Below are 24549 nucleotides of genomic sequence, written 5' to 3' on the forward strand. Positions count from 1 at the left end.
GGCATCCACGGCGCAGCGGCAAAAGTTTCGCCGGGACGATCCGACGAAAGCCAGCCGTATCAATGGCTTGGAATCAGCCGCGCAATCGTCGGGAAATGGTCGGAAATCGGTCGCACTTTCCGGCCGCCCGCAAGGCAAGGTCGCCGGCATCACCCTGCACCGCCGAGAAACCGACATGAAGTCCGCCATCCCCGCCTTGCTGCTGTCGCTGTCCAGCATCGCCGCCCCAGATGCATTGGCTGCACCGGCCGATTACGACAGCCGCCTGGGACCCGGCAGCGAAGTGCCGGGGCACCTGCTGACGGGGCTCAATCGTTCGGACAACGGCGTTTACGGCGACGTGCTGGCTCTGGCTGATGGCCGCACCCTGATCGCGGCGGACTCCGGGCCGCAAGGCAGCACCAACACCATTCCGGCGCTGCTGATGCTGCTGCCGAACGGCACGCCGGATGCGAGCTTCGCCAGCAACGGCCGCTTCAGTCAGGACGTCATCGGTGGGCTGAACGTCCCCGGCTTCGGCCGGCTCGCCGCCACGCCGGATGGCGGCTATGTGGCGCTGGCCACCGAGAACGGCGCGGCGCGTTTCGATCTGATCAAGTTCACCGCCAGCGGCGCGCTCGATGCCGGCTTCGGCACCGACGGCCGGGTATCGCTATCGACCGCCGCCTTCCCCGCCAGCGCCGGCGGCTGGCAGAGCGGCGTGGTGACGCAGCCGATGGTCGTTGACCGCCAGGGCCGCGTTCTGGTCGCCGCCAATTACGTGCGCAGCGCCACCAGCGGCCTCACCAATGCCTGGGTGGTCTGCCGGTACCTGAGCACCGGCGTACTCGATGCCAGCTACGGCGCGGGCGATGCCGATGGTGTCGATGGCTGCTTCGCGCAGACCTCCGGTTCGCCCCAGGATGCGATCAGCGACATCAGCGGCCTGGTGCTCGACGGCGACGCGGTGATCTTCGCCGGCAACGCCACGCTGAACAGCCAGGGCGGCGTGTTCGGTGCGGTGCGCCTCACCGCCAGCGGCCAGCTCGATCCGGCATTCGGCACTGGCGGCGTGGTCAAGATCGGCTTCAGCGGCTTCGGTGCCGGGTTGGGCGTCGCCATTCGGCCGGATCGCCGTCTGGTGTTCGCCTTCCGCCCGGGTGTCGGCGTCGGCTCGCTGCTGCAACTGCTGCCCAACGGCAGCCTCGATCCCAGCTTCGGCAACGGCGATGGCATCGTCGACAGCAGCAACAATCAGGATCTCGCCGCCGGCACCGGCGGCAACAGCCAGGCGGTGGCCGCGGATATCCGCGATCTCGCCCTGCAGGCCGACGGCAAGATCGTGGTACTGGCGCGCACCAGCCTCGGCGGTTCGCCGGGCTTCACCGGCGCGCAGGTCGGGCGCTTCCTCGCCAATGGCCTGCAGGACACCGGCTTCGGCGACGTCGGCCCGCTGCTGCGCGGCCCGCGGCAAAGCCAGCAGAACGGCAACGCGCCGCTGGCGCTGACATTGGCAGCGGATGGCCGCATCGTCGTCATCGGCACTCAGAGCGTGTTCGGCGAACCGGCGCTGACCTATATCGTGCGCCTGCAGGGCGGCGCCTCGGTGCCGACCAGGGTCAATCCCTTCGTGCTGGTCGATCAGTTCGACGTGCCGGTCAGCACCGGGCGCGAGTCCAATGCCGTGACCGTGGCCGGGCTGGATAGCAATGTGCTGATCACCGGCCTCACCGTGCCGGCGCTGGTGCGCATCGACAACGGCAGCTTCGGCGTCAACACCGACGCCAATGCCGGCAATGCGATCCGCCTGGTGCGCAATGGCGATGTCGTCCGCGTGCGCCACGATTCGGCCGCCACGCCGGGCACTCGCACCGTCACCCGGCTGACCATCGGCGTCGGCGACGATGCGGTCAGCGAGAACTTCATCAGCGTCACCGCGGGCGGCAGCTGCGCGTTAGGCACGATTCCGGGCACGCTCGATATCGGCTTCGGTGTCGAGGGCCGCCGCAGCCGCGCGATCGGCGCCGACAACAGCTTCAAGCCGACCATGCTGCTGCGCGATGACGACAGCGTGCAGCTCGCCGCCGGCGCCAATTTCACCCGAGTCCGCCCGGGCAGCCCGTTCCCGAGCAACGAGTCCGATCCGGCGCTGTTCCAGTTCACTGTCCGCGGCCTCGACGACAGCAATTTTTCCGGCGACGGCCTCGCCGATGCCGACAGCCTCGACGGCCGCGACTTCACCGGCGGCTATTCCGACGCCGTGCGTCAGCCGGACGGCAAGCTGGTGCTGACCACGCGCCTCGGCATCCAGGGCGGCTTCGCCAATGTCGACAGCGCCGTGCTGCGCCTGAACGCCGATGGCAGCCGTGACGGCAGCTTCGGCAGCGATGGCGGCGTGACCTTGCCGAAGCCGCTGCCGAACAACGAGGTCGGCAGCCTGGTCGGTGTCACCGTGCAGGCCGATGGCCGCATCGTCGGCATCGGCAGCATCAGCCAGACCACCGGCCAGTCGATCGGCTACTTCCTGGCCCGCTTCAATGTCGACGGCACGCTCGACGACGGCTCGGCCCTCGACAGCACGCCCGGCGACAGCTTCGGCAACAACGACGCTGACGGCGTCAACGGCGTGTTCCTGAATCGCAGCCCGGCGGCCTTCGCGCTGAGCAGCACCGGCTACCGGGTGCGCGTGCAGGGCACGCGCATCGTGGTGATCGACACCACCGACGCGGTCAACGAAGTGCGCCTGTTCGGCCACGCGGCCGACGGCAGCCTCGATGCCAGCTTCGGCAGCGGCGGCGTGATCCGCGACATCCGCGGCGATGGCTTCTGCATCCGCCCGGAACTGCTGGTGCAACCGGACCAGAAGCTGCTGTTCACCGCCGAGTGCGTGATCGGCCGTCTGAACGCCAACGGCAGCCCGGACACCACGTTCGGCGGCGACGGCTTCGTCTTCCGTGACGCCAGCAACACTCGCGAGCTGACCAGCGGCCTGGCCCGGACCGCGACCAAGTGGCTGGTGCTGCAGCCGGACGGCAAGTTCCTGACCGGCGGCAGCACCAGCGATGAACGCACCGAGGTCGCCCGCTTCCATGCCGACGGCCTGCCGGATACCGGTTTCGGCGACGATCGCATCAGTGTGCCGCTGGCCGGCTCGCCGATCTTCGGCGGCCTGGCCGTCGATAGCCTCGGCGCCGTGCTGATCGGCAATCTCGACAATCGCGTGGGCAGCAACACCAGCATCGAACTGGCTCGGCTTTGCGGTGGCGCCAGTGTCGATACCCGACCCGATGCTTTCTCGTTCGACGATCGCATCGACGTGCCCTTGAGCACCGAGCAGCGCTCGAACGTCTACACCGTCTCCGGCCTGGAACCGTCGGTGCCGGCGCTGATCCGGGTCGAGAACGGCGAGTACTCCGCCGGCTGTGCCGGCGAAGGCGAACCGCTGTTCGAAACGTCGATGGAAAAGGTCTACAACGGCATGCGCATCTGCGTCCGCCACACGAGTGCCGCGACCCCGGGCACGGCGGTGACCACCACCTTGATCCTCAGCGCCGGGCCGGACGAGTTCCGCGAGGACTTCATCACGGTCACCGCCGGCGGGCCGGTGCAGAACACGGCGCCGGTCGCCGTCGACGACAGCGCCGAGACCCTCGTCAACACCGCCGCACTGATCAACGTGCTGTTCAACGACAGCGACGCGGACGGCGATGCGCTGAGCGTGGTTGCGGTGAGCACGCCGGCCAACGGCACGGTGGAGATCGTCGACAACCAGCTGCTCTACACGCCGGCCGCCGGCTTCATTGGCACCGATACCTTCCGCTACACGATCAACGACGGCCAGAGCCCGGCACCACCCGCCCGGGCAGACCGTTTCGCGGCCGCCGAAGCGGACAGCCGCCAGACCGCCACGGTGACCATCACGGTCAGCGCCGCAGCGCCGGCCAACACGCCGCCGGTGGCCGTCAACGACACGGCGACGACGCCCGCAGGCACCGCCGTGCTGGTCGACGTGCTGGCCAATGATCGTGACGCCGATGGCGATGCCTTCGAGATCGCCTCGGTGACCAACCCGGCCAACGGCACGGTGGAGATCGTCGACGGCGCGATCCGCTACACGCCAGCCAGCGGTTTCGCCGGCACCGACAGCTTCCGCTACACCATCGCCACGCCGCGCCGCGAAACCGCAGCACCGCCGCGGGTCAGTGCCGGCACTACAAGCCGCCGGCCGAACGCCGAAGGCGACAGCACCCAGACCGCCACCGTCACCATCACCGTAGTGGGCGCCGTCGTGCCGCCCGTTGTCGGGCCGGACGACAGCGTCAACGGTTCGGCCAGACGCGGCGGTGGCGCGGCCGGCGGCCTGCTCGGCTGGCTGGCACTGGCGGCGCTGCTGCGCCGGGTCACCCTGCGCTGGAAGATGCTGCGCGGACGCGGATTGATCGGTGCCGCAGCGCTGCTGCTGTCGGCAGGTGCTTCCGCTGCAGGTCCGGCACCTGCCGGATCAGGCAACGCCTGGTACACCGGCGTCGCGATCGGCAACGCCGCCAGCGGCCAGCGCGGTGACGGCGATCGCGCCATCGCCGGCAATGGCAACGATGCCGATGCGACGATCAACACGCTGGACTTCAGCTGGGGCGTCTACGGCGGCCGCGAGCTGAACGACTGGCTGGCGCTGGAGGCGTCCTACGACAACCTCGGCCGCTATGGCGCCATCGTCAGCGGCACGTCACCGAATCCACAGCAGCTTGGCCGCGATCTGCTCAACGCACTGCCGATCGGCGGCGATGCCTATGGCCTGCGGCTGCGCGGCAGCCTGCCGCTGTCGCCGACGCTCGATGCCATCGCTCGCCTCGGCGGCTATTACGGCCATTCCGAGCGCCAGGTGACGATCAACGGCATCACCGAACGCGGCAACGATGACTTCGGCGGCGTCATGGCCGGGCTCGGCGTGCGCCACACGCTCGGTACGCGCTGGGCGGTGGTCATCGATACCCAGATGTACTGGCCCGAGCAGGGCAAGCGCCTGGTGCGCGCGGCGCTGGCGCTTGAGTTCCGTTACTAGGGTTTCAAGAGGCGATCGTCACCCCGAGCCTGCAAGGTCCGCGGCTGCAGCAGCAGGCGGGCCGGGGTGTCGTTGCTCAGGGTCGAGACGGTGCTGCCATCCGAACTGCCGCCCGAGGTCACGGCGAGGTCCGGCTTGCCGTCGCGGTTGAAATCGCCGATCGCCAGTGCGTACAGATTGCCGCTGACCACCGGGTTGGCGACGACGCTGAAGCGGACGGTGGCCGCGCCCGCTGCGGTGTCGTTGCCGAGAATCGACAGGCTGTCGCTGCCGTCGTTGGCGGTGACCAGATCGGGCTTGCCGTCGCCGTTGAAGTCGGCCACGGCAACAGCGGTCAAGCCGCTGTTGATGCCGACGGTGGTGGTCGCGGCAGCGCCGAAGCGGGCACCGGCGGCGCCCGGCGCCGTGTCGTTGAGCAGGATCGACAGGCTGTCGTCGTAGTGGTTTGCGGTGACCAGATCGGGCCGGTGATCGCCATTGAAGTCGCCGACGGCAATCGCGATCGGGCCCTGGCCGACGGCCGGGTTGGCGGCCAGGTCGAAGTGCAGGTCGCTGCTGCCCGAAAGCGTCTCGTTGACCAGGACCGCCACGCTGTTGCCATAGCTGTTGGCGGTCGCCAGATCGGGCTTGCCATCGCCATTGAAGTCACCGACGGCGAGTGCATACGGGCCATCCATGCCGGCGAGCAGCTTGGCGGCGACGCTGAAGCTGGCGATGGTCGCGCCATCCGTGGTGTCGTTGAGCAGGATCGAAACGCTGCTGCCGAGGTAGTTGGCGGTGGCCAGGTCGAGCTTGCCGTCGCCATTGAAATCGGCGGCGACGATGGCGATCGACCCCAGTGGGTCGACCGGCAGTTCGAACGCGCTGAAGTGCACATCGCCGCGCGACGCGCCATCGGCCAGCAGGATCGAGACGCTGCCATCACCAGCGTTCGCGGTCGCCAGATCCAGCAGGCCATCGCCATTGAAGTCACCGGCGACCACCGACTGCGGCTGCGCGCCGACGGCCTGGCTGAGGGCCAGATGGTAGTGAGCCTGCTCAGCGCCCGGCAGGCTGCTGTTGAGCAGGATCGAGACGCTGTTGCCGTCGTGGTTGGTCACCGCCAGATCGGGCAGACCGTCGCCGTCGAAATCGCCGACGGCGACCGCGGAAGGATCGCGCCCTCCGGCCGTGCCCACGGCGGCGCCGACTCGGGCTCTCGGCGCCAGCAGGAGTTCGGTCGACAGGCTGAGCGTCAGGCCCAGGCGATCCAGCAGCGCGCCGTCGAGGGCCGGCAGCGACGGCGTTGGCAGCTTCGCGGCGGCGAGAATCGGGCTGGCATCGAGCTTCAAGGAACGGGCGGCGCTGGCAACGACTTCTCCTTCCGCCGGCTCCACTTCGGCCATCGCAGGTCGTGCAACCAGGAAACCGATTGCCGACAGCACGAGCGCACGCGGCGCCTGCCTGATGACGACTGCCCCAATTCCGTTCATGGTCTTCCACTCGCTGCTGAATGTTCATCGCCATCGCGACCGAGCAGACCTTGCGCCGACTGCCGCCTGCCTGGCTCTTCGAGCCGATCAAAGATGACGTTTCAGATCCAGACGGGATTCCCGGCGCGGACCGGACATTCGCGGAAAACCCTCCGCTGGCCGCGCGACATGCTGCGCCTTGCACGGCTACATTGCAGATCCGATCCTCGCGAGCCGCACGGTGATGCTGCAAGTCGTCTGGTTCAAGCGCGATCTGCGCATTGCCGACCACGCGCCGCTGGCGCTGGCTGCGGCAGCCGGGCCAGTGCTGCCGATCTATCTGATCGAGCCCTCGCTCTGGCAGCAGCCGGATGCCTCGGGCCGCCACTGGGCGTTCATCCGCGAATCGCTGATCGAGCTGCGCGCCGCGCTCGCCAGGCTCGGCCAGCCGCTGGTGATCCGCCGTGGCGAAGCGGTGGCGGTGTTCGAAGCGCTGCGCGCGAAACGCGGCGCCTTCACGCTGTGGAGCCATCAGGAAACCGGCAACGGCTGGAGCTATGCGCGCGATCTCGCGGTCGGCGCCTGGGCGCGCGAGCAAGGCATCGGCTGGACGGAGATCGCGCAGCAAGGCGTGATCCGGCGCTTGCGCTCGCGCGAAGGCTGGGCCCAGCGCTGGGATCGGATGATGTCGGCCGACTGCGCCGAAGCACCGGCCAATCTGATGTCGCTCGATGTCGATCCTGGCCCGATGCCGCCACAGCAACTGCCGTGGCTGGCGGCCGATGCCTGCCCCGGTCGCCAGCGCGGCGGCCGCTCGGAAGCGCTGCGCACGCTGCACAGCTTTCTCACCGAGCGCGGCGGCCACTATCACCGCGAGATGTCGAGCCCGCTGACGGCGGCCGAATCGTGTTCGCGGCTATCGCCGCATCTGGCCTGGGGCACGCTTTCGATCCGCGAAACCGCGCAGGCCGCGACCATGCAATTGCGGAAGCCCGCGGCGCAGCGATTCGATCAGCAACAAAGCTGGAAGCGCGCGCTGCGCTCGTTCATCGCCCGGCTGCACTGGCACTGCCATTTCATCCAGAAGCTGGAATCCGAACCGCGCCTGGAATTCACCAACACCCATCCGGCCTACGACGGCCTGCGCGAAAACGAGTTCGACGAGCAACGCTTCGCCGCCTGGTGCGAGGGCCGCACCGGCCTGCCGTTCGTCGATGCCTGCATGCGCAGCCTGATCGCCACCGGCTGGATCAACTTCCGGATGCGGGCAATGTTGTGCGCCGTGGCCAGCTACCACCTGTGGCTGCACTGGCAGCGCCCGGCGCTGCATCTGGCCCGGCTCTTCACCGATTACGAGCCCGGCATCCACTACCCGCAGATGCAGATGCAGAGCGGCGTCACCGGCATCAACACGATCCGCATCTACAACCCGGTCAAGCAGGGGCTCGATCACGATCCGGATGGCCTGTTCATCCGCCGCTGGCTGCCGGAACTTTCGAGGGTGCCGGCGCCGTTGATCCACACGCCGTGGCAGATGGACGAGCGGCAGCAGGCCGAAGCCGGCGTGCGGCTCGGCCACGACTATCCGCTGCCGATCGTCGATCCGATCGAGGCGGCCCGCGAGGCACGGGACCGAGTCTGGGCGGTGCGCGACGGTGCCGAATTCCATCGCCAGGCCGATGTCATCCAGGAGCGTCACGGCAGCCGCAAGGCCGGCCTGCCGCCGACCACCCGGCCGCGCAGGAAAGTGGCGCAGGCCCAGCTCGGACTGGATTTCGACGACGAGCCCGACGATCGGGCCTGAATCGCTTGCCGCAGCGGCTTGCCGTGCCTGGACAAGCTGACTACGCTCGCGGCCTAACCGCCGTCATGCGTACAAGCGACGGGGACGAGGACACGACAAGGCGGAAGCAGCTTGCGGTTCGGGGTGGGGATTGGGCGTGACCGGCAGCAACTACAAATATCCGGGCTTCATCAGCTACAGCCATCGCGATCGCAAGGTCGCCGAATGGCTGCATCGCGCGCTCGAAAACTATCGCGTGCCAAAACGCCTGGTCGGCAGCGCCGGCCAGTTCGGCCCGGTGCCGGCCCGGCTGTATCCGATCTTCCGCGATCGCGAAGAGCTGTCCGCCGGTGCGCTCGCCGAGCAGTTGCGGCTGGCGATCGCGCAAAGCCGTTGCTACATCCTGATCTGCTCGCCGCACGCGGCGACGTCGCGCTGGGTCAACGAGGAGGTCGAACACTTCCTGAGCGTCCGCGATCCGGCCAGCCTGCTCTGCCTGATCGTCGACGGTGAACCGAACGCCACCGCCAAGGGCCATCCGGAACGCGAATGCTTTCCGCCGGCGCTGCGCAACGCCACCGTCAACGGCCTGCCGCTGGAGCCGATGGCCGCCCAGCTCGATGACGATGCCGATGGCCGCGACAATGCCCGGCTGAAGATCATTGCCGGCCTGCTCGGCGTCGGCTTCGATGAACTCAAGCGCCGCGATCTGATTGCCCGCAATCGTCGGCTGGCGGTGCTCACCGGCTTGAGTGTCGGCGTCGCGGCCGTCACCGTGGCGCTGGCGATCTTCGCGGTGCTCGCCCAGCGCGAAGCCGAGCACAGCCGCCAGCAGGGCGAGGAGTTGATCGGCTTCATGCTCGGCGATCTCCGAGGCAAGCTCGAACCGCTCGGCAAGCTCGACATTCTCGATGCCGTCGGCGATCGGGCCACCGCCTACTTCGCCGGCCTCGATCGCGGCAGCGATCCCGGCCCACGCGCCCTGGCGGCACGCGCCAAGGCGCTGCGCCAGATCGGCGAAGTGCGCTTCGCACAAGGCCGACCGGCCGATGCCGTGGAAACCTTGTCCGCCGCCCTGAAGCTGCAGCGCGATCTGGTGGCCGCGGCGCCGGACGACAACGCTCTGCTGTTCGAGCTGGGCCAGACCGAATTCTGGGTCGGCTACGCGGGCTGGCGCGCCGGCCAGTTCGATCAGGCGGAAACCAATTTCCTCGCTTACCAGGCGATCTCGCAGAAGCTGGTCAGCCGCGATCCGGCCAATCTCAGCTGGCAGATCGAGGTGGCCTACGCGCTGAACAATCTGGCGATCCTCGCCTTCGAGCGCCACCGCTATACCGAAGCGCTGCCGCTGTTCGAGCAGGTGGTCGCGAAAGCGCGTGGGCTGGTCGATGACGCCGCGCTCGCTTCCGAAGCGACCAAGCTGCTGGGCGCGCTGTCCTGGCAGGGTTCGACCCTGCTCCGCCTAGGCCGCAACGCGGAAGCGCTCGCCAAGCTGCAGGAACACGCCGACCTGCTGCGTGCACGCGTGCAGGCCCAGCCGGACGATCAATGGCAGCGTTACGCGCTGGCCTTTTCACTGTCGACCCTGGGTTATTCCGCGCTCGATACCGGCGATACCGCCATTGCACTGAGCGCCGGGACCGAAGGTGCGGCGCTGGCCAAGCAAATGGTCAGCGCCGATCCAAGCAACTTCGACTACCGCCAGACGCTGCTGATGCATTCGCAGATCCTGGCCGGTGCCGAGTTTCAGGCGAACCACATGGAGGCGGCGGCAAGCGAAAACGCGGAATCGCTGCGCTTGCTGAACGATCTGCTCGCGCACGATGGGACCAATCGCGAAACCCGGCGCCGCTACATGACCGCAGCCCAGCTTGCGTACGAGATGGCCTGGCTGCGTCACGATGTTGCCCAGGCCCGCTCCGTTGTCGACGAGGCTCTGGGCTTCGTCGGCAAGGTACTTCCGGACGCAAAACCGGATCGGGTCGATTACGCGCAGGCGCATCTGTACGCGCTGGAGCTGGCGGTCTACGAGGATCACGACGAAGTTGCGGCGCAGGTCCATCGCGAAGCAGCGCGCAACGCGCTGACCGACGCGGACGAAAGCCAGGCGGATGACGCGCATGCCAGCGCCCGTCTTCGTGCCTTGCTGGGCTTGATGAGTGGTGCAGATCACATTCCAGCAGCGGCGCAGCCGAATACGAAGGCACCGTGGACCTACAGTGTGCAGCGCTTTGTCGAGCGTCACTGCGGCAAGCCGAATGCACTGCTGAACAAGCAGCTGTGCAGCCAGTACCCACCGGATGCGCAGCATCCACGCCTATCGAAGACCAGAGACGATCGATGATCAAGCTTTTCCCGCCGAGACAGAATTTTCCGAAGATCCTCACGCTGCCCGCGATCCGCAGCGGCAATGACATCGGCATCGGCATCGTCAAATTGATCTGGGCCAGGAAGCGCGCTGACGCCGATACGGTCACCTACAAGATGACGCCGGCCGCCGCGAAGCTCTACAAGTTCAACGAGGCCAGGCCGGTGAGCTTCATCGTCGGCGGTGTCGATCGCACCCAGGCGATCAGCTGGGACCTCGAACCGAGCCAGATCACGATCACCGTCAACCCGGATGACACCACCTGGGAATCGGGCAAGGCGACGTTCTATTTCCTCGGCATCAACGGCACCCCGAACCCGCCCGACTTCGATCCGACCATCCTCAACAGCGGCGGGCCGAGGTCGGTGTCATCCAATTGATTCACCGGTGCTGAGGCTCATCGCCGAACCGGCTGCCCGCTAAACTCGGCGGGCCGCAATTCACGGCCCGCCTGATGGAGTCAGCTGTTGCGCAACTTCCGCTACTTCGACTTCCTGATGGCCGGCACGGTGGCCGTGCTGCTGTGCTCGAACCTGATCGGCCCGGCCAAGGCCTGCGTCGTCACCCTGCCGGTGATCGGCATTGTCACCTTCGGTGCCGGCAACCTGTTCTTCCCGATCAGCTACATCTTCGGCGACGTGATGACCGAGGTGTACGGCTATGCGCGTGCCCGGCGTGCGATCTGGGCCGGCTTCGGCGCGATGATCTTTGCAACGTTCATGAGCGCGATCGTCGTCGGCATGCCGGCGAGCCCGACCAGCGACTACAACAAGCTGCTGCAGCCGGCACTGGAAACGGTATTCGGCAACACCTGGCGCATCGTCGTGGCCAGCATGGCGGCCTACTGGGTCGGCGACTTCGTCAATTCCTTCGTGATGGCGAAGATGAAGATCTGGAGCGAAGGCCGGCATCTGTGGATGCGCACCATCGGCTCGACGATCTGCGGCCAGGGCATCGACAGCCTGCTGTTCTATCCGATCGCGTTCTATGGCCTGCTTGATAACGCGACCCTGGCTTCGCTGATGGTCTTCAACGTGCTGTTCAAGATCGGCGTCGAAGTGGCGTTCACGCCGGCCACCTACTGGGTGGTCAACGCGCTGAAGCGCGCCGAGGGCGTCGACACCTACGATCGTGACATCTCGTTTTCGCCGTTCTCGCTGAAGGATGAGGGCGACACGAAGTCGTTGAAATAGTGCGGCCGCGGAAACGCTCGTTCAGCGGGCGTTCGGCTTCGAACTGCGACGGTGGCCGACCGTTGTCCTCAACCTTTCACTCGGGATCATCCGCATGAGTCTGTCCGTCAAATCGTCCAATCGTCTGTTTGCGTCGCTGCTGTTCGGCATCGCCGCGCTGCAAGCCGCGCAGGCCGGCGGCACCGCTACCGTGCTGGCCGGCGAAGATTTCAGCCAGCCGAATTTGCAGGTCGTGCGTTCGAGCATCGAGTTCGATGGTACCGCCCATGTCCGCGTGCAGGCCGAGAACCGCCGCGAGGGTTATCTGATCGTCCGCGACAACGTGCCGTACGCAATCACCGCGCTCGAAGGCCAGCCGATCGTGCTCAATTTCGCGCAGATGATGCAGACCATGGGCGGCATGGCGCGCAGCCTGGCGCCGCGCTCGCTGATCACCGATGGCCGTTACGTGAACCTGACCGGGCCGGGCGCGATCGAGACCATCGCCGGCTTCTCGGGCCGCGTCTGGGAGCTCACCACGGTCAACAAGGCCGGCCGTCAGCGGGTCGACGAAATGGTGCTGACCAACGATCCGAAAGTGCGCGAACTGACCGACGCGATGCTCAGCACCGGCCGCCTGCTGGCGCGCTCGCTGCCCGAGCTCGATGCCGACGCCAACGAACGCCTGGCCGCGGAACTCAAGCAGCGCGGCACCGGCATCCTGCGAGTCGGCCGCAGCTTCAGGCTCGAAAAGCTCGATACCGCAACGCCGGCGCCATCGCGGTTCGCGCTACCGGCCGAGCCGACCGTGCTGCCCGATCTGCGCTCGTTCGGCGGCCTGTTCGGGAAGTAGCTTCAGGCTGGTTTCGGCACGCCGAAGATCCAGCCTTCCGGCTCGCCGGCACCGGCCGCCCACAGCGCCGGCTTGCTGGCGGCTTCGCGCAGACCGGCCGCGGTGACCAGCGCATCGGCCTCGTGATCGTCGAACTCGACTCGTGCCGAACTGGCGGTCTTGGCCGGTGACAAGCCGATGCTGGCCAGTGCGTTCAGCACGTGATTGATGTCTTCGCGGCTGCGCAGCTTGGCGTTGCCGAAGCCTGCCTTGCGGATGTAGAGGCGCGGATAGATCTCGACGCAGACCGAGCGGCGATCCTGTCCGGCGGACGTATCGAACGGCCAGATCGCAACCCGCTCGCGCACCTGCGTCTCCAGCCTGTGCAGCAGGCGCATGCCGGCCAGCGCGCCCTTGCCGACCTGCTTCGCGCCGATCAGCTGGAACGGCGTCTGCGGATTGCCGAGCCCGGCTTCACGGCACGCGGTTTCAGCGCGGCGCGGCCGTTCGTTCCAGCCTTTCGGCTGCGGGCCGGCGGTCCAGAAGCGCGGATCGCCCTCGGCGTAGGCACGACCGAGCAAGTCCGGCTCGTTGGTGCAGCGGGCTTCGACTTCCGCCCAAAGCACCGACGCGGCGCGGCCATCGCCAGGCAGATGGAAGGCAAAATCGAACCCGACCAGCAAGCGCTGCGGACGCGCCAGTTCGGCGCGCAGCCAATCGAGCACGCTGCTACGCGTCCAGGTCTTGCCCGGCGGCTTGACCAGCTGCGGCGCGGCGCGTCCCGCCACACAACGGGCGACGGCGATGCCGGCATAGCCGGGCTGCGCGGCACCAGACCAGTCGATGCCGACATAGTGGTCGAATTCGGCATCGAACTCGCAGTCGATCGCAGCGGGGATCGTTGCCAAGCTCAGTTCGCCGGCAGCGGAATGAACTCGTGTTCCTCGGGCACCTGGTCGAACGGGCCCTTCTTGCCCCGTTCCTGGCCATAGTCGAGCCAGTCGCGCTTGCCCTGTTCGATGCGCTCGGCGCGCGTCGACACCAGGTTCCACCAGATGTGGCGCTCCTCGGGCAGGCGGGCACCGCCGAGCAGCATCACGCGACTTATCGTGTCAGCGACGACGATCGCTTCCGCGCCCGGCACCAGCACGGCCAGCTCGCCGGGTTCGAAGCGCTCGCCGCCAATCGTCACCGCGCCGCTGACCACGTAGACGGCGCGCTCTTCGTGCTCATCGGTCATCGTCAGTCGGGTGCCGACTGGCAGTTCGGCGGCGAGGTAGAACGTCGGCGAGCGCACCTCGACCGGCGAGCAGCGGCCGTAGGCGTGACCGGCGATCAAGCGCAGGCTGGCGCCATCACGCTCGAAGGCCGGCAGGCTGGCGGCCGGGTGATGGACAAAGGCCGGCGCGCATTCTTCGTCGACCAGCGGCAACGCGACCCAGCTCTGGATGCCGTGCACCGCATAGCCGCTGGCGCGATCGTCCGGATGGGTGCGTTCGGAGTGGACGATGCCGCGGCCGGCGGTCATCCAGTTGACGTCGCCCGGCGTGATGTCCTGCAGGGTGCCGAGGCTGTCGCGATGGCGGATGCGGCCTTCGAACAGATAGGTGACCGTGGCCAGGCCGATATGCGGATGCGGCCGCACGTCCATGCCGCTGCCGGCCGCGAAGGTCGCCGGGCCCATCTCGTCGAAGAAGATGAACGGGCCGACCATCTTGCGATGGGCAATCGGCAGCACGCGCTTGACCGAGAAACCACCGAGATCGCGCGTGCGGCCGGCGATGCGGTCGAGGATGCAGCTGGACGCTGCGCTTGAAGACGAATTCATCGATCGAACATTCCGAAGGGGATGCCGAATGATAGGCGCTAGGCCGCATCTTCAGGCGGTGGTGGCTGCACCGGCTTTGTTGGCAACGGAGTTGGATTCAGCGCCTGATCAAGCACCGCCTGCGGCGGGAAATTCCATTCGCCGATGTCCAGGCCATCGCGCTTCATGAGGTCGCGCAGCCGCGCCAGCCGCAACGGCCCGCCGGTGGTCGACACCACGGCCGTACCGCGCCGGGTGACCAGCACTTCCAGCCGCTGCAGCAGATTCATGCGATCACGCATGCGGTTGCCGGACGGCGCGCGCGATGTCGCCCAGGACGCAGCCGGCAGCCAGATGTCGTTCGGCACGCAGAGCGCGCCTTCGCCATCGAGTACCACCAGCGCGAAATCCCGAAAGCGGCGCACCTGGCCGTTGCCGATCGCGGCTTCGAGGATGGTCTTGGGGACGTTCAGCGGCATGCGCCATTATCGGCGCTGAGTAGTGCAATCACGACAGCGCCAACAAAAAGCCCGGCCGGAGCCGGGCTTTCGAACAGCCTGCAACGCGCAGCCGATCAATCGGCCTAGCGCTTCTTGCGCTGCCCCTTGTGCTTGCCGTTGTCATGATGGTGATGCTCATGACGATCCCGCTCGGCCCGGCGACGACGATCGTCGCGGTCGTTGTCGGAGCCGGCATTGGCGCCGACACCGGCGCCGAGCGCGCCACCCACCGCACCGCCGACGATGGCGCCATCACGGCCGCCGACCGAATCGCCGACCGCGGCACCGGCACCACCGCCGATGGCGCCACCGATGACGGCGTTGGTCGTATCACCCGCGTGGGCAGTACCGGACAGCATGGCGCCAAGGATCAGCGCTGCCGCAAATTTACGATTCATCGAAATCTCCTCGATTCTGGAATAGTCAGCTGCAATCAATCGTTGCAGTAGCGGTCGTGGCGATGACTGCGGCCATAGTCCCGGCCACGATCGTAGCCGCGATACTCGACATAGCGGGGCTCGTAACGCGGCTGGTAGCTGCGCTCGTAGCGACCGTCATACCGGTTGTCATAGCGACGGTTGTCGTAACGGCCGTCGTAACGATTGTCATAGCGGGCATCGTAACGACGATCGTCATTGCGGCGGCCACTCTGGTTGCCGATCGACGCGCCAACCAGGCCGCCGACGGCACCGCCGACCACCGCACCATCACGGCCGCCCACCGAGTCGCCGATGGCGACACCGGCCGCAGCACCGATCACGGCACCGAGAATGGCGTTGCCACGGTTGCCGGCCGAAGCCGGAATGCTGGAGGCCGCGCCGAGCAGCAAGGCGGTTGCGATGAAGGTCTTGAACATGACGTGACTCCTGATGCCGTGATCCGAAAACGACGCGGGTTCGCGTCGTGTTGGGCACAGATTGCAGGGCTCGCGATGAATCAGAACTGAACTCGCTGCGCGACCGACCAACGGTCGGCGCGCAGCGAAAACTTCAGGGGCGCGGCGGCGGCTTCTTCGCTTTCGGGCGCGGCGCAGCACCCGCTTCGTACGGCGTCTTCGCCGGGGGTGCGCCCGGCCGGCTCAGCTTCAGCTGGCGGCCGACGACCCAGACCTTCTGCAGGTCGCGAAAGATTTCCTTCGGCATGCCGGCCGGCAGATCGACGAGGCTGTACTCGTTCTCGATCTCGATGCGGCCGATGAAGCTCGATTCGACACCGGCTTCATTGGCGATCGCGCCGACGATGTTGCCCGGCTTGACGCCATGCACATGGCCGACTTCGACTCTGAAGGTTTCCATCGGCACCGATTCTTCGCGCGGCGCGCGCTTCGGGCGCGGCGTTTCCTCGCTGCGGGCAGCGAACGACGGCGCTGCGGCAGCGGCCGATGGCGGACGACGCTCGGGACGCTCGCTGCGTTCCGGGCGCTCGGCGCGCACCGGGCGATCGCTGCGCTCGAACGGCGCGCTGGCCGATTCCGGACGCGGACGCGCCGGGCGCGGCGGCGCACCTTCGGATGACGAACCACGATCGTATTCGCGACGCGGCGGCGGGCTGTAGCTCGACGGCGACGACTCGACGCTGTAGCTGCGTGGCTTCGGCAGTTCCTGCACGTCGTCGAGCAGCAGCGAGGCATCGCCCTGCACCAGCTTGGCGAGCGCGCAGGCAATCTCGATCGCCGGGATGTTCTTCTCGCGCTCGAAGGCTTCGATGATCGGCCGGAATGGTTCGAGACCGCCGCTGGCCAGGGCATCGGAAATCTTCTGCGTGAAACGGGCGATGCGCTGGGTGTTGACGGCTTCGACGGACGGCAATTCCATCGGCGTGATCGGCTGGCGCGTGGCGCGTTCGATCAGCTTCAGCATGTGCCGCTCGCGCGGCGCCACGAACAGGATCGCTTCGCCCGAACGCCCGGCGCGGCCGGTGCGGCCGATGCGATGCACGTAGCTCTCGGTATCGGTCGGGATGTCGTAGTTGAAGACGTGGCTGATGCGTTCGACGTCGAGACCGCGGGCGGCGACATCGGTGGCGACGACGATGTCGAGGCGGCCGTCCTTCAAACGATTGACGGTCAGCTCGCGGGCGCGCTGTTCCATGTCGCCGTTGAGTGCGGCGACGTTGTAGCCGCGCGCTTCGAGCTTGTCTGCCAGTTCCTGGGTCGCCGCCTTGGTGCGGGCGAAGATGATCATGCCATCGAAGCATTCGGCTTCGAGGATGCGGGTCAGCGCATCGAGCTTCTGCATGCCCGACACCAGCCAGTAGCGCTGGCGGATGTTGGTCGCAGTGGACGTCTTCGACTTGATCGTGACTTCGGCCGGGTCCTTCAGATAGGTCTGGGCGATGCGGCGGATGACCGCCGGCATGGTTGCCGAGAACAGCGCCACCTGACGTTCCGGCGGCGTTTCCTTGAGGACGAATTCAACGTCCTCGATGAAACCCATGCGCAGCATTTCATCGGCTTCGTCGAGCACCAGACACTTGATCTGCGACAGATCGAGCGTGCCGCGCTTCATGTGATCGAGCACGCGGCCCGGTGTGCCGACGACGACGTGCACGCCACGCTTCAGCGCGGAGAGCTGCGGGCCATAGCTCTGGCCGCCGTAGATCGGCAGCACATGGAAGCCCGGAATCTTCGCCGCGTATTTCTGGAAGGCTTCGGCAACCTGGATCGCCAGTTCGCGCGTCGGCGCCAGCACCAAGGCCTGCGGCAGACGCTGCTCGGTATCGAGCTTGGACAGGATCGGCAGTGCGAAAGCGGCGGTCTTGCCGGTACCGGTCTGCGCCTGGCCGAGCACATCGCGGCCGGCGAGCAGATGCGGAATGGTGGCGCCCTGAATCGGCGAAGGAGATTCGTAACCGACTGCGTCGAGCGCAGAAAGCACCGGTTCGGAAAGCGCGAGATCGCGGAACGTGACGGAAACTTCAGCAGCCGGTTCGGACATGTCGATACCTGAAAGAGACACTCGCGCACGAGCGTCCGGGTCTTGGGGGAGGCCAGTTGAAAGGCCGGCGAACGCCCGCAAGAACAGCGGCACTCGAATGACGGCGCGATTTTACTCGCTTGTGCGTCTGGCCATCGGCGAGCGGCGAAATGTGAAGGCGCATGTTGTGTCTGCAAGAGGTCATTTGCTCGCGCCGTGAAATATTCGAGACGACCATCACGATGGAATTTTGGCATCGTCCGACGGTCTTCAAATCACGCTTCTGCCCCAGAAGTCCACCCCAGTTTTGCGCCTCGTACGAGACCGACCCATGCAAGCAGGCAGCTGTCTCTGCGGCAGCATCCGCTACCAATTCGATGGCGAGGTCACGCGCATCGGCCTGTGCCATTGCGCGATGTGCCGCAAGGCCAGCGGCACGGCGTTCGCGGCCAACGCACCGGTGCCGCGCGACCAGTTCCGCCTGCTCTCGGGCAGCGAGCTGTTGAAGGCCTACGCCTCCAGTCCGGGCAAGAAGCGCTGGTTCTGCTCGAACTGCGGTTCGCCGGTGTACAGCGAATCGGCGAGCTATCCGGAGCTGGTCCGCATCCGCCTCGGCTCGCTGGACCAGCCGGTCGGCCGGACGCCGGACTATCACTACCTGCTCGGCGCCAAGGCCGACTGGGACACCACCGACGACGAGCTGCCGCGCTTCGGTGACTGAGTACGGCAAACCTTGAAGCGCTTCGCCGCCCTCTACGCGCGGCTGGACGAAACGCGCGCGACGTCGGCGAAAGTCGAGGCGATGCGCGCCTACTTCGCCGAGGCACCGCCCGCCGATGCCGCCTGGGGCCTGTACTTCCTGACCGGGGAGCGGCTGAAGCGCCTGATCGCGCCAACCCAGCTACGCGCCTGGATCAGCGACGCCACCGGCCTGTCGCCGACCGTGATCGAGGAGTGCTACGCCCATGTCGGCGATCTCGCCGAAACCCTGGCGCTGTTGCTTGATCGCGCCGATCGGCCCGCGCCGATCGAGCGCGGCCTGGCCGAATGGGTCGCCTGGCTGATGGCGCTGCGCGACCGTCCGCCGGACGAGCAGCGCGCCGCCTTGATCGAGGTCTGGGCGGGGCTGCCGCTGGACGAGTGCTTCCTGTTCAACAAGCTGCTGACCGGCTCGCTGCGAGTCGGCGTGTCCTCCGGTCTGGCAGCCCGCGCGCTGGCGGCACATGCCGGGCTGCCCGACAGCCTGATCGCGCAACGACTGATGGGCGAGTGGCTGCGCTTTGCGAGCAGGCCTCGCAGCAGCCACGAGCGCCCGGCCAAGGATGGCCGGGCCGGGGGTGATCGAGTAGTCCCGTCTCAAGCCATGGACGGTGACGATCCAGCGAACGATCTCTGGAAAGCCGCGGCGGCCTGGCACTCGCTCATCGCGCCGGGCACGACCGAAGCCCATCCCTCGCAGCCGTATCCGTTCTGCCTCGCGAGTCCGGTGGAAGACGCAGCGGACGGCGTCTGGCAGGACGGCCTGCCGTCCGGGCTCGGGCCGGTTGCCGACTGGCTCGCCGAATGGAAATGGGACGGCATCCGCGGCCAGCTGATTCGCCGCGCCGGGCAGAGCTTCCTGTGGTCGCGTGGCGAGGAACTGCTCAACGGTCGCTTCCCGGAAATCGAAACCGCCGCCGCGCTGCTACCGGACGGCACCGTGCTGGACGGCGAAATCCTTGCCCACGACGGCAGCCAGGTGCTGCCGTTCGCCAGGCTGCAGACCCGCATCGGCCGCAAGACCGTCGGCAAGAAACTGCTGACCGACGCGCCGGTCGCGTTCGTCGCCTACGACCTGCTCGAATGGCAGGGCGAGGACTGGCGAGCACGGCCGCTGGCCGAACGGCGCGCGCAGCTGGCCACGATCGTCGCGCAACTTGCCGCGCCTCGGCTGCAGTTGTCCGAATGCCTCGTGGCCGAAGACTGGAGCAGCCTCGCCACGCAGCGCGCCGAAGCCCGCGAACGCGGCGTCGAAGGGCTGATGCTGAAGCGGTTCGATTCCGGCTATCAGACCGGCCGCCGCCGCGGCGCCTGGTGGAAGTGGAAGCTCGACGCGATGAGCATCGACTGCGTGCTCGTCTACGCCCAGGCCGGCCACGGCCGGCGCGCCAATCTCTACACCGACTACACGCTCGCCGTCTGGGCCGGCCCCGCACCCGGCGAAGGCGCGCTGCTGCCGGTGGCGAAGGCCTACTCCGGCCTGACCGATGCCGAGCTGACCAAGATGGATCACTGGATCAAGCAGCACACGCGGGAGAAGTTCGGCCCGGTGCGCAGCGTCGACGCCGGGCCCGAAATCGGCCAGGTCTTCGAGATCGCCTTCGAAGGCATCCAGGCGTCATCGCGGCACAAGGCCGGCATCGCGCTGCGCTTTCCGCGTATCGCCCGCTGGCGCACCGATAAAAAATCGGCAGATGCCAACCGCTCGACGACCTGAAAGCCTTCCTGCGACCCTGAGGTACAGCGGGGGCAAACCCTGAGTTCGCCGCCGACGCTGGCTTGCTGCGTAGCGACGCCTCGATACTCGGACCAGCCCGCCACAGAGCGCGGCGAATTCGAGGCGAAAGGAGCGAGACGATGACCATCAAGTTCGGCGTGTTCGACCATGTCGATCACAGCGCCCTGCCGCTGGGCGAGCATCTGGAAGCGCGGCTGCGGATGGCCGAGGTCTACGACCGCTGTGGCCTGCACGGCTATCACGTGGCCGAGCATCATTCGACGCCGCTCGGCTATGCGCCGAGCCCGGGCCTGCTGCTGGCCGCCGTTGCGCAGCGGACCCGGCGCATCAAGATCGGGCCGCTGGTCTATCTGCTGCCGCTGTATCACCCGCTGCGTCTGCTCGAAGAGATCTGCATGCTCGATCAGATGAGCCAGGGGCGCTTCATGCTTGGTGTCGGTCGCGGAGTATCGCCTTACGAACTGAAGTTCTTCGGTCTCGATTTCGCCAAGGCGCAGGAGATGTATCTGGAAGCCTTCGACGTGCTGATGAAAGGCTTCCGCGACGAGCGTCTGAGCCACAGCGGCAAGCACTACCAGTTCAACGACGTGCCGATGACCCTGCGGCCGGTGCAGCAGCCGCATCCGGAACTCTGGTACGGCGTGCTGTCGCCGGAGTCCTGCGTCTGGGCGGCCGAACACGACGTCAACATCGTCACCCTGGCGCTGAACGAAGGCGCGAAAGCGATTGCCGACCGCTATCGCGCCGAATGGGCCAGGCTCGGCAAGCCACTCGCGCGCCTGCCGAGGATCGGCGTCAGCCGTCACGTCGTGGTCGCCGAAACCGATGCCGAGGCCAAGCGCATCGCCAGCCGCGCGTACAAGAAATGGTTCGCCAGCTTCGATCATCTGTGGCTGGCCAATGGCCTGTCGGTGCGGCAGGCGTTTCCGCCGCTGGCGGCGCTCTATCCGGACGAGTGGGAAGGCGTCGAAGCAGCGGGCAACGGCATCGCCGGTTCGCCGGCGACGGTCCGCCGTTTCGTCGAGGAAGAAGCCGAGCGCACCGGCATGAACTACCTGGTGTCCTGGTTCGCGTTCGGCGATCTGACGGTCGAGCAGGTCACCCGCTCGGTGGAATTGTTCAGCCGCGATGTGATGCCGGCGTTCGAGACCGCAGCGGCCTGAGGCCCGGCCGGAGCATTGGACTAAGCTTTCGCCATCGCCCTTTGCAACGTCCACTGATGACCACTCCGACTGCCAGCTCCTCCCGCGCCGCCTGGACGCTGATGCTGGCCGCCGCCGCGATCCTGGCGCTGACCATGGGCGCGCGGATGTCGCTGGGTCTGTTCATGCAGCCGATCGGCGCCAGTACCGGCTTGAGCATCGTGTCGATCAGCTTCGCGCTGGCCATCGGCCAGCTGGTCTGGGGCGCGGTGCAGCCGCTGTTCGGCGCCATTGCCGATCAGACCGGTTCGGTGCGTGTGGTCGTCTTCGGTGGGCTGCTGATGGCCGCGGGGCTGGCGCTGGCGCCGTCGTTCAGTTCGGAGTTCGGCCTGCTGGTCTGTCTTGGCGTGATGACCTCCGCCGGTGCTGGCGCGGGCGCATTCTCGATCCTGATCGGCGCGACCTCGCAGCAGCTGCCGGCCGACAAGCGCGCCTTCGCTGCCGGCTTCATCAATGCCGGCGGCTCATTCGGGCAGCTGCTGTTCGCGCCGATCGTGCAGGCACTGATCGCCGCCTTCGGCTGGATGACCGCGGCCTATGCGCTCGCCGCGTCGACCCTGCTGAGTCTGCCGCTGGCGAGCCGTCTGGCCGGGCCCGCGAAACCGGCCGCTGTCGCCGACGCCGGACTGCGCGCGCAGCTGAACATCGCCCTCGCCGATCGCAGTTACTGGCTGCTGCACTTCGGCTTTTTCACCTGTGGCGTGCACGTCGCTTTCCTGGTCACCCATCTGCCGGGCGAGGTGGCGCTGTGCGGCTTGTCGCCTTCGGTATCGGGTACGGCCCTGGCGCTGGTCGGCGCGTTCAACATCGCCGGCAGCCTATCGGCCGGCTGGCTGGGCCAGAGGGTGCGGATGAAATCGCTGCTCTGCGCGATGTACGCGAGCCGCGCGCTGTTCATCGCGCTGTTCATGATGTCGCCGCGCAATGCCTTGAGCGTCTACCTGTTCGCCGCCGGCCTCGGCTTCACCTTCCTGGCCACGGTGCCGCCGACGGCCGGGCTGGTCGCCAAGCTCTACGGCACCCGCTACCTCGGCACCCTGTTCGGCCTGACCCTGCTCAGCCACCAGATCGGCGGCTTCTTCGGCGCCTGGCTGGGCGGGGTGACCATCAGCCGTTTCGGCGATTACTCGTGGATGTGGATCGCCGACATGGTGCTGGCGCTGATCGCCGCATTGAGCTGCCTGCCGGTGCGGGAAGCGCGGCTGGTGCCGGCGCGCGCACTCTAGACCGCGCACATCTGCTCTAGCTTTTCGCGAGCGATCTGGTGCTTGGATCGCTTCGTCATCGGGCTCATCGTGGCAGCGTCCATCCAGGACGTATCGAGGAGCCCGCCATGTCCAGCCAACGTCCCGAAACCGAAGCCCCCAGCGTATCGACCCTGCAGGTGATCCAGAGCGTCGCCTGGGCATTCTTCGGCGTGCAGAGCCATCGCAACCGGGTGCGCGATTTCAACAGCGGCAAGCCGCTGCATTTCATCGTCGTCGGCGTGTTGCTGACCGGTGTGGTCGTCGGCCTGTTCGTTGGTGCCGCCCAGCTGGCGCTGGCGTTCGCGGCGCACTGAGACCTCGATTCAGCCGCGCGCCAGACGCCCGAGCGTTTCCAGCGCCGCGCCGACTCGGCCATCGTCCGGATGGCCGTAGTTCAGGCGCAGGCAGTGAGCGAAATCGTCGCGCGCCGAAAACAGCGCGCCGGGCGCGATGCTGATGTCCTGTGCGAGTGCGGCCTGCTGCAGCGCTCGCGTATCACCGCCCTTCGGCAGCTCGACCCACAGGAAGTAGCCACCGTCCGGCCGGGTCACCCGCGTGCCGTCCGGAAAGTGCTGCTGGATCGCCGCGAGCATCGCATCGCGCCCGGCGATCAACTGCTCGCGCAGCTTGCGCAGGTGGCGTTCGTAGCTGCCGGTGGCGAGGTAATCGGCCAGTGCCAGCTGTGACGGCAGCGCCGCCGACAGGCTGCTGCCGAGCTTCAGGCGCTCGACGCGTGCCGTGTAGCGGCCGGGCGCTGCCCAGCCGATGCGATAGCCCGGCGCCAGGCATTTCGAGAACGACGAGCAGTGCAGCACCAGCCCTTCCTCGTCCCAGGCCTTGGCCGGCTTGGACCTCGATTCGCCGTAGTGCAGTTCGCCGTAGACGTCGTCCTCGATCAGCGGCACGCCGTGCTGCGCCAGCAGCGTGACCAGCGCCTGCTTGCGAGCATCCGGCATCGACGCACCGAGCGGATTCTGGAAGCTGGTCATCAGCCAGCAGGCGGCCGGCTTGTGGCGCTTGAGAGCGGTGGCCAGGGCATCGAGATCGACGCCGGTTTCGGGATCGGTCGGCACTTCAACCGCGCGCAGCCGCAAACGCTCCAGCGCCTGCAGCGAGGCGTAGAACGTCGGCGATTCGATGATCACCGCATCGCCCGGCGAGGTGACCGCCTGCAGACACAGGCTCAGCGCTTCCATTGCGCCATCGGTGATCACCAGGCCTTCCGGTTCGATAGCGATGCCGTCACCGCTATAGCGCAGCGCGATCAGCCGCCGCAATTCCGGATTGCCCGGCGACAGATCGACCACCGTGCGCCAGGGATCGAGCCCGCGGACGCTGCGGTTCAGCGAGGCATGCAGCGCCTTCAGCGGCAGCAGCTTCGGGCTCGGGAATGCCGAGCCCAGCGGCACCACGCTGGGCCGGCGGATGGCGGCCAGCAGTTCGTAGATCAACTCGCTCTTGTCGACGGTCGTCGACCGGGCGAGCGGCTTCGACAGCGCCGGCTTCGGCGGCTTGGCGCGCTGCGCGCAGACGTAATAACCGGAGCGCGGCTTGGCGACGATCAGGCCGCTGGCTTCCAGCCGGTGATAGGCGCGCAGCACGGTCATCTCGCTCAAGCCGCGCTTGCGGCTGGCTTCGCGCACCGAAGGCAGGCGCTCGTCCGGCTGCAGCGCACCGCTGGCGATCAGAGTCGCGAGTTCGTCGGCGTAGCGTTTGTACAGCGTCATGTCGGGG

General features: G+C 67.3%; 19 protein-coding genes. 11 read left to right on the forward strand and 8 right to left on the reverse strand.

Features of this window, described 5'->3' with window-relative positions; all coding sequences use genetic code 11:
- Positions 1-175: 175 nt before the first annotated feature.
- Entirely contained in the window at positions 176-5041 is a 4866-nt protein-coding gene (locus G513_RS0108380; RefSeq protein WP_169560578.1) for an Ig-like domain-containing protein, read from the forward strand.
- Here the strand turns inward: G513_RS0108380 and G513_RS22080 are convergent.
- Complete coding sequence (locus G513_RS22080; RefSeq protein WP_022976385.1) at positions 5038-6513, reverse strand: FG-GAP repeat domain-containing protein; 1476 nt, start codon at positions 6511-6513, stop codon at positions 5038-5040. The genes G513_RS0108380 and G513_RS22080 overlap by 4 nt on opposite strands.
- Before the next feature lie 223 nt (positions 6514-6736).
- On the opposite strand from G513_RS22080, the gene G513_RS0108390 reads away from it, so the two are divergent.
- The 5 genes from G513_RS0108390 to G513_RS0108410 all read left to right on the forward strand — a co-directional run bounded on the left by G513_RS0108390 (position 6737) and on the right by G513_RS0108410 (position 12668).
- Positions 6737-8296 (forward strand): cryptochrome/deoxyribodipyrimidine photo-lyase family protein, encoded by a 1560-nt coding sequence (locus G513_RS0108390; protein WP_033417518.1) that lies wholly within the window; start codon positions 6737-6739, stop codon positions 8294-8296.
- A 136-nt stretch (positions 8297-8432) separates the two neighbouring features.
- Positions 8433-10619: a TIR domain-containing protein gene (locus G513_RS24810; RefSeq protein ID WP_169560580.1), complete on the forward strand. Its 2187-nt coding sequence runs from the start codon at positions 8433-8435 to the stop codon at positions 10617-10619.
- Entirely contained in the window at positions 10616-11023 is a 408-nt protein-coding gene (locus tag G513_RS0108400; protein ID WP_022976388.1) for a hypothetical protein, read from the forward strand. The genes G513_RS24810 and G513_RS0108400 overlap by 4 nt, the downstream gene beginning before the upstream one ends.
- A gap of 117 nt (positions 11024-11140) precedes the next feature.
- Positions 11141-11836, forward strand: coding sequence for a queuosine precursor transporter (locus G513_RS0108405; RefSeq protein WP_051144396.1), 696 nt, complete (start codon positions 11141-11143; stop codon positions 11834-11836).
- Positions 11837-11930: 94 nt separating this feature from the next.
- Positions 11931-12668, forward strand: a complete 738-nt coding sequence (locus G513_RS0108410; RefSeq protein WP_022976390.1) for a hypothetical protein — start codon at positions 11931-11933, stop codon at positions 12666-12668.
- 2 nt (positions 12669-12670) lie between these two features.
- On the opposite strand, the gene G513_RS0108415 is transcribed toward G513_RS0108410, so the two are convergent.
- From G513_RS0108415 to G513_RS0108440, 6 genes are all read right to left on the reverse strand, one after another.
- Positions 12671-13555, reverse strand: a complete 885-nt coding sequence (locus G513_RS0108415; protein ID WP_022976391.1) for a hypothetical protein — start codon at positions 13553-13555, stop codon at positions 12671-12673.
- Positions 13556-13557: 2 nt separating this feature from the next.
- Positions 13558-14475, reverse strand: coding sequence for a pirin family protein (locus G513_RS0108420; RefSeq protein WP_022976392.1), 918 nt, complete (start codon positions 14473-14475; stop codon positions 13558-13560).
- 38 nt (positions 14476-14513) lie between these two features.
- Positions 14514-14933 (reverse strand): hypothetical protein, encoded by a 420-nt coding sequence (locus G513_RS0108425; protein ID WP_022976393.1) that lies wholly within the window; start codon positions 14931-14933, stop codon positions 14514-14516.
- Positions 14934-15037: 104 nt separating this feature from the next.
- A complete protein-coding gene (locus G513_RS26380) occupies positions 15038-15352 on the reverse strand; it encodes a YMGG-like glycine zipper-containing protein (RefSeq protein WP_022976394.1) in 315 nt (104 codons plus the stop codon).
- Between the two features lie 35 nt (positions 15353-15387).
- Positions 15388-15810: a glycine zipper domain-containing protein gene (locus G513_RS24815; protein ID WP_022976395.1), complete on the reverse strand. Its 423-nt coding sequence runs from the start codon at positions 15808-15810 to the stop codon at positions 15388-15390.
- A 133-nt stretch (positions 15811-15943) separates the two neighbouring features.
- Positions 15944-17890 carry a DEAD/DEAH box helicase gene (locus G513_RS0108440; protein ID WP_022976396.1) on the reverse strand — a complete coding sequence of 649 codons (1947 nt, stop codon included), beginning with the start codon at positions 17888-17890 and terminating at the stop codon, positions 15944-15946.
- A gap of 310 nt (positions 17891-18200) precedes the next feature.
- Between G513_RS0108440 and G513_RS0108445 the strand changes: the two genes are divergently transcribed.
- From G513_RS0108445 to G513_RS0108465, 5 genes are all read left to right on the forward strand, one after another.
- Positions 18201-18590, forward strand: coding sequence for a GFA family protein (locus G513_RS0108445; RefSeq protein WP_022976397.1), 390 nt, complete (start codon positions 18201-18203; stop codon positions 18588-18590).
- 12 nt (positions 18591-18602) lie between these two features.
- Complete coding sequence (locus tag G513_RS0108450; RefSeq protein ID WP_022976398.1) at positions 18603-20345, forward strand: ATP-dependent DNA ligase; 1743 nt, start codon at positions 18603-18605, stop codon at positions 20343-20345.
- A gap of 140 nt (positions 20346-20485) precedes the next feature.
- A complete protein-coding gene (locus G513_RS22100; RefSeq protein ID WP_022976399.1) occupies positions 20486-21529 on the forward strand; it encodes an LLM class flavin-dependent oxidoreductase in 1044 nt (347 codons plus the stop codon).
- Between the two features lie 56 nt (positions 21530-21585).
- Positions 21586-22794, forward strand: a complete 1209-nt coding sequence (locus G513_RS0108460; RefSeq protein WP_022976400.1) for an MFS transporter — start codon at positions 21586-21588, stop codon at positions 22792-22794.
- 107 nt (positions 22795-22901) lie between these two features.
- Entirely contained in the window at positions 22902-23129 is a 228-nt protein-coding gene (locus G513_RS0108465) for a DUF2970 domain-containing protein (protein ID WP_022976401.1), read from the forward strand.
- Between the two features lie 9 nt (positions 23130-23138).
- On the opposite strand, the gene G513_RS0108470 is transcribed toward G513_RS0108465, so the two are convergent.
- Positions 23139-24542, reverse strand: coding sequence for an aminotransferase-like domain-containing protein (locus G513_RS0108470; protein ID WP_022976402.1), 1404 nt, complete (start codon positions 24540-24542; stop codon positions 23139-23141).
- Positions 24543-24549 lie beyond the last annotated feature (7 nt).

The organism is Nevskia ramosa DSM 11499, from assembly GCF_000420645.1.
In the GTDB taxonomy this organism is placed as follows: Bacteria; Pseudomonadota; Gammaproteobacteria; order Nevskiales; family Nevskiaceae; genus Nevskia; species Nevskia ramosa.